Origin of the sequence: Actinokineospora guangxiensis, from assembly GCF_042657845.1 — a bacterium.
GTDB lineage: Bacteria > Actinomycetota > Actinomycetes > Mycobacteriales > Pseudonocardiaceae > Actinokineospora > Actinokineospora guangxiensis.
This window is the reverse complement of sequence record NZ_JBHSKF010000003.1, coordinates 581,994-596,331: the sequence shown is the minus strand read 5'-3', so window position 1 is coordinate 596,331 and position 14,338 is coordinate 581,994. Positions and strand designations below refer to the sequence as shown.

General features: G+C 71.4%; 13 protein-coding genes. 6 read left to right on the top strand and 7 right to left on the bottom strand.

Annotated features, from left to right (window positions below; genetic code table 11):
* Positions 1-203: 203 nt before the first annotated feature.
* On the bottom strand, positions 204-1,082 hold the full coding sequence (locus tag ACFPM7_RS09580; RefSeq protein WP_378246077.1) for an HpcH/HpaI aldolase/citrate lyase family protein: 879 nt from the start codon (positions 1,080-1,082) through the stop codon (positions 204-206).
* On the bottom strand, positions 1,079-2,149 hold the full coding sequence (locus ACFPM7_RS09575; RefSeq protein ID WP_378246075.1) for an HpcH/HpaI aldolase/citrate lyase family protein: 1,071 nt from the start codon (positions 2,147-2,149) through the stop codon (positions 1,079-1,081). Before ACFPM7_RS09575 ends, ACFPM7_RS09580 begins: the two co-directional genes overlap by 4 nt.
* A gap of 100 nt (positions 2,150-2,249) precedes the next feature.
* Between ACFPM7_RS09575 and ACFPM7_RS09570 the strand changes: the two genes are divergently transcribed.
* From ACFPM7_RS09570 to ACFPM7_RS09560, 3 genes are read left to right on the top strand one after another with little or no spacing between them, the layout of a single operon-like run.
* Complete coding sequence (locus ACFPM7_RS09570; protein ID WP_378246073.1) at positions 2,250-3,134, top strand: aminoglycoside phosphotransferase family protein; 885 nt, start codon at positions 2,250-2,252, stop codon at positions 3,132-3,134.
* A 57-nt stretch (positions 3,135-3,191) separates the two neighbouring features.
* The gene (locus tag ACFPM7_RS09565) at positions 3,192-4,454 is read left to right on the top strand and encodes a magnesium transporter MgtE N-terminal domain-containing protein (protein ID WP_378246071.1); all 1,263 of its coding nucleotides are present in this window, start codon (positions 3,192-3,194) and stop codon (positions 4,452-4,454) included.
* Positions 4,447-4,989, top strand: coding sequence for a DUF1003 domain-containing protein (locus ACFPM7_RS09560; RefSeq protein WP_378246069.1), 543 nt, complete (start codon positions 4,447-4,449; stop codon positions 4,987-4,989). Before ACFPM7_RS09565 ends, ACFPM7_RS09560 begins: the two co-directional genes overlap by 8 nt.
* Here ACFPM7_RS09560 and ACFPM7_RS09555 read toward each other — a convergent pair.
* Positions 4,977-5,438: a MarR family winged helix-turn-helix transcriptional regulator gene (locus ACFPM7_RS09555; protein WP_378246349.1), complete on the bottom strand. Its 462-nt coding sequence runs from the start codon at positions 5,436-5,438 to the stop codon at positions 4,977-4,979. The two genes, ACFPM7_RS09560 and ACFPM7_RS09555, sit on opposite strands and share 13 nt — an antisense overlap.
* 107 nt (positions 5,439-5,545) lie before the next feature.
* On the opposite strand from ACFPM7_RS09555, the gene ACFPM7_RS09550 reads away from it, so the two are divergent.
* Positions 5,546-6,691, top strand: a complete 1,146-nt coding sequence (locus tag ACFPM7_RS09550) for an Mrp/NBP35 family ATP-binding protein (protein WP_378246067.1) — start codon at positions 5,546-5,548, stop codon at positions 6,689-6,691.
* Positions 6,692-6,898: 207 nt separating this feature from the next.
* Here ACFPM7_RS09550 and tatB read toward each other — a convergent pair whose 3' ends face one another.
* From tatB to sigE, 3 genes are all read right to left on the bottom strand, one after another.
* The gene (gene tatB / locus ACFPM7_RS09545) at positions 6,899-7,360 is read right to left on the bottom strand and encodes a Sec-independent protein translocase protein TatB (protein WP_378246064.1); all 462 of its coding nucleotides are present in this window, start codon (positions 7,358-7,360) and stop codon (positions 6,899-6,901) included.
* A gap of 41 nt (positions 7,361-7,401) precedes the next feature.
* Complete coding sequence (locus tag ACFPM7_RS09540) at positions 7,402-8,901, bottom strand: S1C family serine protease (protein ID WP_378246062.1); 1,500 nt, start codon at positions 8,899-8,901, stop codon at positions 7,402-7,404.
* A gap of 1,533 nt (positions 8,902-10,434) precedes the next feature.
* Positions 10,435-11,013: an RNA polymerase sigma factor SigE gene (gene sigE, locus ACFPM7_RS09535; RefSeq protein WP_378246347.1), complete on the bottom strand. Its 579-nt coding sequence runs from the start codon at positions 11,011-11,013 to the stop codon at positions 10,435-10,437.
* Positions 11,014-11,261: 248 nt separating this feature from the next.
* Here sigE and ACFPM7_RS09530 point away from each other — a divergent pair, with 248 nt between their 5' ends.
* Positions 11,262-11,822, top strand: coding sequence for an O-methyltransferase (locus tag ACFPM7_RS09530; RefSeq protein WP_378246060.1), 561 nt, complete (start codon positions 11,262-11,264; stop codon positions 11,820-11,822).
* Positions 11,823-11,828: 6 nt separating this feature from the next.
* Here ACFPM7_RS09530 and glgC read toward each other — a convergent pair whose 3' ends face one another.
* The gene (gene glgC / locus ACFPM7_RS09525; protein WP_378246058.1) at positions 11,829-13,046 is read right to left on the bottom strand and encodes a glucose-1-phosphate adenylyltransferase; all 1,218 of its coding nucleotides are present in this window, start codon (positions 13,044-13,046) and stop codon (positions 11,829-11,831) included.
* A gap of 127 nt (positions 13,047-13,173) precedes the next feature.
* Between glgC and glgA the strand changes: the two genes are divergently transcribed.
* Positions 13,174-14,337 carry a glycogen synthase gene (gene glgA, locus ACFPM7_RS09520; RefSeq protein WP_378246056.1) on the top strand — a complete coding sequence of 388 codons (1,164 nt, stop codon included), beginning with the start codon at positions 13,174-13,176 and terminating at the stop codon, positions 14,335-14,337.
* The last annotated feature ends 1 nt before the right edge of the window (position 14,338 follow it).

Genomic DNA, 14,338 nt, shown 5'->3' with positions numbered 1-14,338 from the left:
CATTAGATGGCGGGAAGGCTAAGCACCAATTTCGTCCGTCGGCGAGCAACAGCGCAAAGTTGCGGAGGACGTATCAGCAGAACTGGACCGAACAGCCGTAGTTTTTCACGTTTAGTTACCAGATAGCGAGAAGGCTTGGCCCATAAGCGGGAGAGTGAGGTCACAGATAGACGATCATGTAACTGATCGTCACTAAACGGCGGTTACCCAGCGTCGATCGACCCGGCTCGGATCGCGTGATCGACATCAAGGATCCGACGGGCGTTGGCCACGTGCAGGTTCTCGATCATCCGGCCGTCGACGGTCACCACTCCCCGGCCCGCGGCCGTGGCTTCCTCAAAGGCGGAGATCACCCTGCGGGCGTGCTCGACCTCTGTATCGGAAGGAGCGAAGATGTTGTTGCACGGGCCGATCTGACCAGGGTGGATCAGGGTCTTGCCGTCGAAGCCGAACTCTCGTCCCTGGCGGCACTCCACGGCGAAACCGTCGAGGTCTTTCACGTCGTTGTAGACGCCGTCGAGGATGACCTTGCCCGCCGCGCGGGCGCCGAGCAGGGCCAGCGACAGGCCGCCGAGAAGCGGGGCGCGGCCGGGCACGTGCTCGGCGTGCAGTTCCTTGGCCAGGTCGTTGGTGCCCATCACCAGGACGGTCAGGCGCTCGCTGGCCGAGGCGATGTCGTGAGCGTGCAGCATGGCGATCGGGGTCTCGACCATGGCCCAGATCGCGGTGTGGTCGGGAGCGCCCGCGGCTTCCAGGGCGCGCTCGACGGCGTGGACCTCGGCCGCGGAGTTCACCTTGGGGACGACGACGGCGGCGGGGCCCGCTTCAGCGGCGGCGCGCAGGTCGTCGGCGTGCCACTCGGTGTCCAGGCCGTTGACGCGGATGGTCAGCTCGCGGGTGCCGTAGCCGCCCGCGCCGACCGCCTCTGTGACGCGCTTGCGGCCGTCCGCCTTGGCGTCGGGGGCGACGCTGTCCTCTAGGTCGAGGATCAGGGCGTCGGCGGGGAGGGTCTTGGCCTTCTCCAGGGCGCGCTCGTTGGCGCCGGGCATGTACAGGACGGAGCGGCGGGGGGTGTGGCTCACGCGAGTGCCTCCTTGGTGGCGGCCTCGTAGGCCGCGGCGAGCTCGGGGTCGCGGGCGGCGAGGGCGTCGGCGAGGTCGGCGACGACGCGGCACTGCTTGACGGTGGCGTCGTCCTGCATCTTTCCGTCGATCATCACCGCGCCGGTGCCGTCGCCCATGGCGGCGATCACCCGACGGGCCCAGGCGACGTCGTCGGGGGCGGGCGAGAACACCTTCTTGGCGATGGCGATCTGCTTCGGGTGCAGGCTCCATGCGCCGACGCAGCCGAGCAGGAAGGCGTTGCGGAACTGGTCCTCGCAGGCCACGACATCGGCGATGTCGCCGAAGGGGCCGTAGTAGGGCAGGATGCCCGCACCCGCGCAGGCGTCGACCATGCGGGCGACGGTGTAGTGCCAGAGGTCCTGTTGGTAGGTCGTGCGGCCCGCGGTCAGGTCGTCGCCCTCGGGATCGGTGCGCACCAGGTAGCCGGGGTGGCCGCCGCCGACGCGGGTGGTCTTCATCCGGCGGCTGGCGGCGAGGTCGGCCGGGCCGAGGGAGATGCCCTGCATGCGAGGGCTGGCGGTGGCGATCTCCTCGACGTTGGCGACGCCGGAAGCGGTCTCCAGGATGGCGTGCACGAGCAGCGGCCTGCTCAGCCCCGCGCGGGCTTCCAGCTGGGCGAGGAGGCGGTCGACGTAGTGGATGTCGGCGGCGCCCTCGACCTTGGGGACCATGATCACGTCGAGCTTGTCGCCGACTTCGGTGACCAGGGTGATCAGGTCGTCGAGCACCCACGGGGAGTCGAGGCTGTTGACGCGGGTCCAGAGCTGGGCGTCGCCGAGGTCGGTTTCCTTGGCGACCTTGACCAGGCCCGCGCGGGCCGCTTCCTTGCGGTCGGCGCGGACGGCGTCCTCAAGGTTGCCGAGCAGGACGTCGGCCTGGGTCGCCATGTCGGGAACCTTGGCGGCCATCTTCTCGTTGCTCGGGTCGAAGAAGTGAATCATCCGGGATGGCCGGAACGGGATCTCGCGCAGCGGCTCCGGGGCGCCGACCGCGAGCGGGCGGAAGAAGTCCTTGGGCGAGCGCATCGGGCCTCCGAGCTGGGATACCGACCGGTAACTGACTTGATGTTCTAGTCGACCACGGCGGTCGCCGGACCGCCATCGTGACCAACACCATGGGGGAAGCGTGGGCGAGCAGCGGGCGCTCGACATCCCGGCCAGGTTCACCGAGGACTTCGTCCGGCGAGGTGAGGACGAGCAGCTGGCGTGGCTGGCGACCCTGCCCGAGCAGGGCGCGGACGCGATGCGGTGGTGGTCACTGACGGCGGACGGGACTTCCTGGTACGGGTTCTGCTCGGTGGTGCAGCCTGTGCTGCGCGCCGACGGGAGCCGGGCCGTGCTCAAGATCGGCTGGCCGCACCCGGAGGCCGAGCACGAGGCGCTGGCGCTGCGGATGTGGGACGGCGACGGCGCGGTGCGGCTGCTCGCGGTGGCGGGCTGGAGCCTGCTGCTGGAACGGCTCGACGCGGAGACCGACCTGCGCAGCCTCCCGCTGGAGGCGGCACTGGAGGTCGTGGCCGGGTTGATGCGCAGGCTCGACCGCCCCGCACCAGCCGGGATGCGCCACCTGCGCGAGGTCGCCGAGCGGTGGACCGCGGAGCTGCCCGCCGAGAACGCCGTCCTCCGGGAGACCGGCGACGCCGTGGACGCCGAGCTGATCGACCGCGCGGTCGCCTACTGCCGCGAACTCGGTCCACGATCCGGGTCGCGGCTGGTCAACGAGGACCTGCACTTCGAGAACGTGCTGGCGGGCGGGCGCGAGCCGTGGCTGGTGATCGACCCGAAGCCACTGGCCGGCGACCCGGAGTTCGGGGTGATTCCACTGCTGTGGAACCGCGCGGACGAGGGTGACCTGTCGCAGCGAGTGGACTTCATCGTTGAGGCGACTGGGATGGACAGGGCCACGGCGCGCAAGTGGACGTTCGTCCGCGCCGTCGAGTGCTGGCTCACCTCGGACGAGGACGACCCGGCGGGCCAGAACGCCGAGGCGATCATCGAGGCGATGAGCTGATCCGGCCCGGATGACGTTGGCCGGTGAGGCGGCCGGGAGGCCGCTAGCCTGGCCGACGTGGCTACCACCAGGGTGTTCGCGGCGCAGTTGGTCGGGCTGCCGGTGTTCGGGCCCGACGGGGAGTCGATCGGCAAGATCGGCGACCTGGTCGCCGGGCTGCGCGCCGACGGCGCGCCGCCGAGGGTGCTCGGGCTGGTGGTCGAACTGGCGACGCGGCGGCGGATCTTCGTGCCGATGCTGCGGGTCGCGGGCATCGACCCGAACGCGGTGACGCTGGCCACCGGACTGGTCAACATGCGCCACTTCACCCAGCGCGAGCAGGAGACCCTGGTCATCGGGCAGCTGCTCGACGCGCGGGTGACCGTGTTGCAGACCGGGCACAGCGCCGTCGTGGTCGACGCGGCGATGGAGCCCACGCGCACCCGCGACTGGGTGCTGGGCCGCATCGCGGTGCGCGAGCGCACCGGGCGGCTGAGCAGGCGGGGGCCACTGCAGGTGCTGGAGTGGTCGGACGTGCGCGCGCCCGGGGTCACCGAGCTGGCGGGGCAGCCGCAGGACGCGCACCGGCTGGTGGCGGTGTTCGAGACGATGCGGGCGGCCGACGTCGCCAAGGCGATGGAGGACCTGCCGCCGAAGCGGCGCTACGAGGTGGCCGACGCCTTGGACGACGAGCGGCTGGCCGACGTGATCGAGGAGCTGTCCGAGAACGCGCAGACCGACCTGCTCAGCCACCTCGACGAGGAACGGGCCGCCGACGTGCTGGAGGCGATGAACCCCGACGACGCGGCCGACCTGCTCGCCGAACTGTCCGAACCGGACAAGGACCGGCTGCTGGAGCTGATGGAGCCGGAGGAGTCCGCGCCGGTGAAGCGGCTCCTGGAGTACAGCTTCGACAGCGCGGGCGGGCTCATGACCCCCGAGCCGATCATCGTCTCGCACGACTCGACCATCGCCGAGGCGCTGGCCAGGGTGCGCAACCCCGACATCACCCCGGCGCTGGCCAGCATGGTGTTCGTGTGCAGGCCGCCCAGCGCCACGCCGACCGGCCGCTACCTCGGCTTGGTCCACATCCAACGGCTGCTGCGGGAGCCGCCGTCCACTCTGGCCGCGGGCGCGGTCGACCGGGAGCTGACCTCGCTGCGGCCGGGTGACTCGCTGGTGGACATCGCCCGGTACTTCGCCACCTACAACCTGGTGTGCGCGCCCGTGGTGGACGACGACGAGCACCTGCTCGGCGCGGTCACCGTCGACGACGTCCTGGACCACCTGCTGCCCGACGGATGGCGGCACTCCGCGTATGAAGGGGTCACCGGTGCCTGAGCCGACGAGCCGCCGCAGGCTCGACCAGCCGCGCGCCCCGCGCGGGCTGCGCTTCAGCTTCGACCCGGACGCGTTCGGCCGGTTCTCGGAGAACCTGGCGCGTTTCCTCGGGACGGGGAAGTTCCTGTTCTGGCAGACGATGATCGTGGTGACCTGGATCACTTTGAACCTGGTCGCGGTGTCGCTGCGCTGGGACCCCTATCCGTTCATCCTGCTCAACCTGGCCTTCTCCACGCAGGCCGCGTACGCCGCGCCGCTGATCCTGCTCGCGCAGAACCGCCAGGACGACCGCGACCGGGGGTCGTTGGAGGAGGACAGGGCCAGGGCCGCGCAGACCAAGGCCGACACCGAGTACATGGCCCGTGAGCTGGCCGCGCTGCGGCTGGCCGTCGGTGAGGTCGCCACCCGCGACTACCTGCGCAGCGAGCTGGAGAAGCTCAAGGCCGGCCTGCAGGGCGAGCCTGCCAGGCGCAAGCGCCCCGCCGAGGTCGTCCGCGACGATCCCCGGTGGAGCGAGGCCCATCACTCCGGCTGATCGGCCAGGTTCCCGCAGATGCGGCCGATCTCGGCCAGGTCCTGCGGGTCCAGGTGCGCCACGAAGTGCCGGACCACGCCCGCCAGGTGCGTGCGCGAGGCCGTCCGCAGCGTGTCGAGGCCCCGGTCGGTAAGGGCGGCGATCACCCCGCGCCCGTCACCGGCGACCCGTTCGCGCGCGACGAGCCCGGCCCGCTCCAGCCGGTCGACCAGCCTGGTCACCCCCGAGCGCGAGAGCAGCACGGCATCGGCGAGCTCGGCCATCCGCAGTCGCCTGCGCGGGGCCTCCGCCAGCTGGACGAGCACGTCGTAGGAGCCGAGGGACAGCCTCTGCTCGGCGACCAGCTCGGTCTCCAGGCTGCGATTGATGCGGGCGTGCGCGCGCAGGAAGTTTCGCCAGGCAACGAGCTGTTCGCGGGTTGGCCGGGCAGCCTGCTCCGGCAGCGTCAACACGTCCTCCTACTTCACCGGGAGAGACCGCCAATCCTACGGAGCGTACACACTTCCTGTGGTGCAGCCCATGAGAGCGGCGTGCTACCAGTCCGTAGCATGGGCTGGTGACTTCCACGCAGCAGGTTCCCAGCACCGAGGCCGTGCGCACCGCGCTGGCGGGCGTGCAGGACCCGGAGATCCACAAGCCGATCACCGACCTCGGCATGGTCAAGGACGTGACCGTGCACCCGGACGGCCGCGTGGACGTGGCCATCTACCTGACGGTCGCGGGCTGTCCACTGCGGGACAAGATCACCAAGGACGTCACCGACGCCGTGTCCGCGCTCGACGGTGTGGTCTCGGTCGCCGTCGAGCTGGACGTCATGTCCGACGAACAGCGCACGACGCTGCGCAAGACGCTGCGCGGCGACGCCGAGGAGCCGAAGATCCCGTTCGCCGAGCCGGGCTCGCTGACCCGCGTGTACTGCGTGGCCTCCGGAAAGGGCGGGGTCGGCAAGTCCAGCGTGACGGTCAACCTCGCGGTGGCGATGGCCGCCCGCGGCGTGAAGGTCGGTATCGTCGACGCCGACATCTACGGGCACTCCATCCCGCGCATGGTCGGCGCGACGGACAAGCCCACCAAGGTCGAGAAGATGATCCTGCCGCCGCAGGCCAACGGCGTGAAGGTGATCTCGATCGGCATGTTCACCCCCGGCAACACCCCGGTCGTCTGGCGCGGCCCGATGCTGCACCGCGCGCTGCAGCAGTTCCTCGCCGACGTCTTCTGGGGCGACCTGGACGTCCTGCTGCTCGACCTGCCCCCCGGCACCGGCGACATCGCGATCTCGGTCGCCCAGCTGATCCCCAACGCCGAGATCCTCGTGGTGACGACCCCGCAGCAGGCCGCCGCCGAGGTCGCCGAGCGCGCGGGCGCGATCGCCCTGCAGACCCGGCAGCGGGTGGCGGGCGTCATCGAGAACATGTCGTGGCTGGAGATGCCCGACGGCACCCGCATGGACCTCTTCGGCACCGGCGGCGGCCAGACCGTCGCCGACTCGCTGACCACCGCCGTCGGCTCCGACGTCCCCCTGCTCGGCCAGGTCCCCCTCGACCCCCGCCTCCGTGAGGGCGGCGACGCGGGCAACCCACTGGTCAAGTCCCAGCCGGACGCCCCCGCGGCGAAGGTGCTGCACGAGATCGCGGGCAAGCTCAGCGTCCGCGCGCGGGGTCTCGCCGGGCGCATGCTCTCCGTCAGCCCGGCCGGGCGCTGACCTTCTTTCCCTGCGCAAGCATCCGGCCCCCCGCCGCCAGGTTATCGATGAGGCGGTGTGGGGTGCCAGGGTGATGTCGGGAGTGTGGACAACGTCGGGACGTCGGTGGCGGGATCGCCGGTGATCAGGTTGCTGTTCCGCGCTGGCCGGTGAGGGCGCTCGTCAGCGCCGGTCTCGGTGCTGGTCGTCGGGTGGCGGAGTGGCTGATCAGGTGGCGTCGGGGTCGAAGGTGGGCTTCGGGGCCGGGCCGGACTGGGGGGTGGCACCGGGGTTCGGTGCGGGAGCGGGGTTCGACGCGGAGGGTTGATTCGGCGTAGAGCCCTGGGGTGGTGTGGTGGGGTTGGGGTCGGGGATGGCCGGTTGGGGGGACGGGGCGTAGCCGTTGGGCTTGGTGCCGTCGTGGTCGTCGCCGAAAAGGTGGTTGGCCATCATCTGCTTGGGGTCGAAGTTGCGGAGTTGGCGCAGGTCTTCGATGGGCTTGCGGAACTCGTCGTACTCGGGGCCGAGTTCGTTCTTGAGCTGGTCGCGGGCGCCGGTAGCGAACTCGCGGACCTTGCGCAGGGAGCGGCCCACCCAGGCGGCGGCGTCGGGGAGGCGCTCGGGACCGAGGATGAACAGGCCCGCGATGCCGAGAACCAGGATCTCGGCCCAGCCGATGCTCTCGAACACCCTCTACCTCCGAAGTGACGCCTCGGTGCCAGCCTAGCCAATCAGTCCGAACCGAGGGTTACCTGAATCGTGAGCTCTTGGCCTTGGCGGGCCAGGACGACGGGAACGGTGGCACCCGGGGTGTGGGTGCGGACGGCGACGGTCAGCTCGGCGGCGGTGCGGACCTGGCGGTCGCCGACCTTGCGGATGACGTCGCCCTCGATGATGCCCGCGCGCTGGGCGGCGCCGCCGTCGGCGACGTTGACGACCTGGGCGCCCTCGGCGGTGTCGGCCGAGACCGAGCGGACGTTGGCGCCGAGGTCGGCGTGGGCGACGCGGCCGTCGCGGATCAGGGCCTCGGTGATGCGGCGGGCGTCGTTGGAGGGGATGGCGAAGCCGAGTCCGACGCTGCCGGTGTTGCCCGCGCTGCTGCGGATCGCGGAGTTGATGCCGACCAGCGCGCCGGTCGAGTCGACCAGCGGTCCGCCGGAGTTGCCCTGGTTGACGGCGGCGTCGGTCTGGATCGCGTCGTAGGTGATCGGCTCCTGGCCGTTGTCGCCGCCCGCGACGACCGGCCGGTTCATGGCGCTGACGATGCCCTCGGTGACGGTGTCGGTGAGGCCGAGCGGCGAGCCGATGGCGATCACGGCGTCGCCGACCTGCAGCTCGTCGGAGTTGCCGAAGGCCAGGACGGTGGGGTTGTCGACGTCGACCTTGATGACGGCCAGGTCGGTCTTGGGGTCGGTGCCGACGACGCGCGCCTTGGCCCGCGTGCCGTCGGTGAACAGCGCACTGATCTGCGCCGTCTCGTCGGCGCGCCCCTCCAGGGTGACGACGTGCCAGTTCGTGGCGATGTAGCCGCTACCGTCGATCACCACCCCGGAGCCGAACCCGCCGCCGCCCTGGGCGAGCTTGACCTCGATCGACACCACCGCGGGCCGCACGCGCGCGGCGATGTCGGCCACCGACCCCGGCGGGCGCTCCTTGCCGGGGTTGGTCTCGGCGAGGGTGACGTCGCTGGTGAGGCTGTCGCCGCCGCGGGCGAGCAGCCAGCCACCCACCCCACCCGCCGCGCCGACCAGCAGCGCGACCACCCCGAGCACGGCCAGCGCCATCGGCTTGACCCGCCGGCCGAACAGCACATCGGGCAGGCTGAGCAGCTGCCCACGACCCACGGACTTCTTGTCATCGGCCTCGTCGGCCACATCGAGGGCGGGCGGACCGATGACCGCCCCCGCCCCCGGGTCCCGCCACGGGTTGCGGTCGGCCGACCAGACCGGACCCGCCTCACCGTCATCCGGATGGCCCGCCCCTGGCGGCCGCTGCAACGTCTCGCGCGCCCCATCAGGACGACCGAACGCCGACCCCAGCGCCTCGGGAGTCGGCGGGGCCTGCCGAAGCTGGTTGAGCCGCGGCGCCGTACCCCCGGCGAACGCGCCTTCGACCCCCTCCGGCCTGCCGAAGACGGCGGACTCGGACGGGTCGACCGAGGGCCGGTGCAGGGGCCGGGGGCCGATCCGCTGGTCAGCCGGGATCTCGGGGGTGGGGGACTGCTCGCTCATCCACTACAGGATGACTGACCAGCGGTGAAGTGCTGGTTGCCTCCAGCGCGGCACCGACGAGAAACACCGGGAGGAGGTGGTGGCGAGGCTGAGAGGCAGCATGGACGCGGCGAGAAGACGCGCGAAAGCTGTGATGGCGGCTCCGACCGGCGGAGGACTCGGCGAATAGAGAGCCGCCCATAGCCGCGGCCGGCGACGAGGTGCGAACACGACGCCTCGACCGGCAGCTGGCGTCGCAGGGCGTGGCGGCTGGTAGCGCAGGGGTGCTGGGGTGCCGGGTGGTGACCCCGGCGATGGCGGCCGGCGGCGCAGGCGCAGCAGCCGGCGGCGCGGGGTGCCGGGAGATGACCCAGGCGTGACGACCCGCAGCGCGGCGGTGACGCAGGGCCTTGCCGGGTGGCGACGCAAGCGTGGCGGCTGGTGGCGCAGGGCGTTGCCGAGTGGACGCGGGTCGGCGGAGTAGTGGCGGGAGCAGGGCATGGGTACCCGCTCCAGGAACCGCGAAAGTGCGTGAGGAGTGGGTGCGCCGCAGGGGGAGTCGGGCGAGTGAGGTGCACTCTGGGAGGGGCTTGGGGCGGGCAGTGGCGTTGGGCCGGGCCGGGTGCGGGCCGCACGCAGGTGAGGAAGCCGCATGTGAAAGGGGGAGCCGGTCGTCGGCGAGGAGGCCACATGGGGCAAGGAGCCACGTGTGGGGCAAGAAGCCACATGTGGGCAAGAAACCGCAGGTGGGTGGCGGAGAGAATCTGCGGGGGGGGGGGGCAGAGGAGCCGCGCGTGGGTGGTGGAGGAGCGGGAGGGAGTGGGGCGGGTTAGCGGGCGGTGAAGAGGCGGGAGCCTACGGAGCTGACCCATTCGACGTCGCCGGGGAGGGGGCCTGTGTTCAGCCAGGCTGGGGCGCCGCCGCTGGTGTTGACCAGGGCCAAGGCGCCTAGGAAGAGGCCGGAGACGACTACTCCCGCGCCTGCGCGGCGGCCGACGACGGACCTGCCCTCGCCCAAGCGGGGAGAGGAGCCGAGGGGCTCCCCTGCGGCGAAAGCCTCCGGAAGGGACGACCCGGGGAGGGCAGACGCAGAGTGAGCGGACGCAGAGTGGGCCGACGCAGAGTGGGCCGACGCAGAGTGGGCCGACGCAGAGTGGGCCGACGCAGAGTGAGCGGACGCAGAGTGGGCCGACGCGAGGTGGGCGGACGCCAAGTGGGCGGGAGTGGCGGTGGCGCGGGTGGGACGGGTCGGGGTGGGGCGTTGGAGGGCTACTAGTTGGCCGTCTTGGGTTACGGCCAGGCCGTCGGGGGCGGTGGGGAGGTCTACCTCTTGGGGGATGGCGCGGAGCGCGGCGAGGAGGCCTGCGGGGGCACCGGGGGTGTCGGCTGAGCGGACAGCGGCTCGGGCTTGGCGTTGGGCGGCTATGTCGGCTGAGCAGCATGGGCAGCGGGCGGCGTGGGTGGCGGCGCGCTGGTGGGCGAGTGGGGTCAGTTCGCCGTCGACGAAGGCGACGACGGCGTCGGGCAGCAGGTGCTGCTCCGGGAGGGCCCAGGTCATGAGGCGGGCTCCTGGGCGGCTGCCAGGGCGCGGCGGCGTTCCAGGGAGGACTTCAGGGCCTGACGGCCTCGGTGGATTCGGCTGCGCACGGTTCCCAGCTTAACGCCGAGGGTGGCGCCGATCTCCTCGTACGAGAGGCCCTCGACGTCGCAGAGGACGACGGCGGCGCGGAAGTCGGGCGGGAGTTCGTCGAGGCTGGCCTGGAGGTCGGGGTCCAGGTGGGTGTCGGAGTAGATCTCCTCGGGGGAGGGCTCCTCGCCCTTGATGCGCTCGCTGTTCTCCGGGAGGGCCTGCATCTTGACGCGGCCCTTGCGGCGGACCATGTCCAGGAAGATGTTGACCGTGATGCGGTGCAGCCAGCCCTCGAAGGTCTGCGGCTTGTAGCTGCTCAGCGAGCGGAAGACCTTGATGAAGACGTCTTGGGTGATGTCGTCGGCGTCGTACTTGTTGCCGGAGAGCCGGTAGGCGAGCCGGTAGACGCGGTCGGCGTGTTCGCGGACGACCTCGTCCCAGGATGGGACGACCCACTCGGCGTCCTCCACCGAGACCGTCTGCGGGATCTCGGCCGTCGTCATCGTGGTCAGCGCAGGCACCTCCTGTGGGCTGTCGCCCAGGTCAACGTTCTCGGTGAGCCCCGTGTTCCCCATGGTCTGAAACTTCCCCCGCTCCTGGCATTCCCCGCCGTTGCCGACCACGATGGGGGATGACGATGAGGCGACGGTGAGAGTGAGCTGAGACGTCCCTGAGAAAGCTCAAGCATGACGCGTGACCTACCGGGCAGGTTCACCCGATTTCGGGACAACCAGCGCTAACCTGCGTCCCTGTGGCCCCGGATTCGCCCGTCGTCGAGGACGACGCGCTGAGCGCCGCGCGTACGCGCGCGGCGGCACTGGGCTGCCCGGCCATCACCCCTGGTGTGGGGGCGGCGCTGCGCTTCCTCGCCACGGTACTGCGGGCCAGGGCGGTGGTCGAGATCGGCACCGGCACCGGGGTCAGCGGCCTCTACCTGCTGCGCGGCATGGTCGCCGACGGCGTGCTGACCTCGATCGATGTGGCCCCTGAACTCCAGGCCGAGGCCAAGCGGGCGCTGCGGTCGGCCGGCGTCGCGCCCGGCCGGACCCGGCTGATCATGGGCCGCGCGCTCGACGTGCTGCCCCGGCTGACCGACGGCGGCTACGACCTGCTGTTCGTCGACTCCGCGCAGGCCGACAAGGCCGACTACGCCACCTATCACGACGAGGCCGTGCGCCTGCTGAGGCCGGGCGGGGTGCTGGCCTTCGCCGACGGGACGGGCTTATCGGAGCTGGTCCGCGCGGTCAACGCCGACGACCGCCTGGTTGCGCTGGCCCTGCCGGACGGCCTGCTCGCCGCCGCCAAGGTCTGAACCGCCCTACTCGGCCCGCGAGCCCTTCCCGAGCACCACGACCTCACCCGCGCTGACGGTGTACTGCGCCCGGTCAAGCTCGGGGTCGACGCCGATGCGCACGCCCTCGGCCACCATCACGTTCTTGTCCAGGATCGCCTTGCGCACGACCGCGCCCTTGCCGATGCGGGTGCCCGGCAGCAGGACGCTGCCCTCGACCACCGCGCCGTCCTCGATCAGCACGTCGGAGAACACCACCGACCGGGTCACCGACGCCCCGGAGATGATCGAGCCCGGGCCGACGATGGAGTCGGTGGCCGTGCCGGAGTGCACGAACTTGGCGGGCGGCAGCGGCGGCGTCGCCGTGCGGATGGGCCACTCGCGGTTGTAGAGGTTGAACACCGGGTGCGCGGAGACCAGGTCCATGTGGGCGTCGTAGTAGGCGTCGATGGTGCCGACGTCGCGCCAGTAGCCGCGGTCGCGTTCGGTGGCGCCGGGGACGTCGTTGTCGTCGAAGTCGTAGACGTGGGCGACACCGGCGTTGACCAGCATCGGGATGATGTCGCCGCCCATGTCGTGCAGGGAGTCGGAGTCGGCGGCGTCGGCGCGCAGGGCCTCAAGCAGCGTGCGGGTGGAGAAGATGTAGTTGCCCATGGAGGCGAACGTCACATCCGGATCGTCCGGGACAGAGGGCGGGTCGGCGGGCTTCTCCAGGAAACCGGTGATCCGACCTTGCGCGTCGGAGTCGATGCAGCCGAAGGCGCGCGCTTCCGCGCGCGGCACGCGGATGCCCGCGACGGTGACGCCGGCACCGGAGGCGATGTGCTGTTCGAGCATCTGCGACGGGTCCATGCGGTACACGTGGTCGGCGCCGAAGACGACGATGTGGTCGGGCTGCTCGTCGTAGACGAGGTTCAGCGACTGGTAGATCGCGTCGGCGCTGCCGGTGTACCAGCGCTTGCCCAGGCGCTGCTGGGCGGGAACCGGGGTCACGTACTGACCGAGCACGTTGGACAGCCGCCAGGTGGTGGAGATGTGGCGGTCCAGCGAGTGGGACTTGTACTGGGTCAGGACGCACAGTTGATGCAGACCGGCGTTGACCAGGTTGGACAGGACGAAGTCGACCAACCGGTAGTTGCCCCCGAAGGGCACGGCAGGCTTCGCGCGGTCGGCGGTCAGCGGCCACAGCCGCTTGCCCTCGCCGCCCGCGAGCACGATTCCGAGGACACGCGGCTGGCCCTTCACGATGGGGACACTAATCGCACTAAGCCGATCACGGCCAGATGCGACACGGCGGGCGTCCGTCGTTGACGCCGCGTTCACCCGCACGCCGCGGCGCGTTCGCCCCGGTCGCGGCGGCTACGGTGGTGGGGTGCGCATCGGATTGCTGACGAGGGAATACCCGCCGGAGGTCTACGGCGGCGCTGGGGTGCACGTGGGTTTCCTCGTGCCGAGGCTGCGCGAGCTGGTCGAGGTGGACGTGCACTGCTTCGGCGAGCCGAGGCAGGACGCGCTCGCGCACAACCCGAGCGGGCTGGAGGGGGCCAACGCGGCGCTGCGGACGCTGTCGGCGGACCTCTCGATCGCCGCGGCGACGGAGGCGGCCGACCTGGTGCACTCGCACACCTGGTACGCGAACTTCGCCGGGCACCTGTCGGCGCTGCTGCACGGGGTTCCGCACGTGGTCACGGCGCACTCGCTGGAGCCGCGCAGGCCGTGGAAGGCCGAGCAGCTCGGCGGCGGCTACCGCGTGTCGTCCTGGGTCGAACGGACCGCCTACGAGGCCGCCGACGGGATCATCGCGGTCAGCGACGGCATGCGCGCCGACGTGCTCGACTGCTACCCGGCGCTGGACCCCGCGCGCGTGCACGTGGTGCGCAACGGCATCGACACCGAGCGCTACCGGCCGGTGCCCGAGACCGACGCGCTGCGCCGCCAGGGGGTGGACCCGCAGCGCCCGATCGTGCTGTTCGTCGGCCGGATCACCCGGCAGAAGGGCCTGGGCCACCTGGTGGCCGCCGCCCACGGGTTCGCCGAGGACGCGCAGGTGGTGCTGTGCGCGGGCGCGCCGGACACCCCGGAGATCGCCGAGGAGACGCGCGCGGCCGTCGAGGAGCTGGGCCGCGCGCGCGAGGGCGTGCACTGGGTCCAGGAGATGCTTCCCGAGGCCGAGCTGCGGCAGTTCCTCACCGCGGCGTCGGTGTTCGTCTGCCCGTCGGTCTACGAGCCGCTGGGGATCGTGAACCTGGAGGCGATGGCCTGCTCGACGGCGGTGGTGGCCTCCGACGTCGGCGGCATCCCCGAGGTCGTCGTGGACGGGGAGACCGGGCTGCTGGTGCACTACTCGGCCGAGGACGCGCGCGCCTACGAGGAGGGCCTGGCGGCAGCGGTCAACGCGGTGCTGGCCGACCCGGCGCGGGCGGCGGCCATGGGCGCGGCGGGGCGGGCGCGCGCCGAGCGGGAGTTCTCCTGGGAGTCGGTCGCCGAGCAGACGGTCGCGGTCTACCGGGCGGCTGCTGAGAACCCGGTCAGGTAGT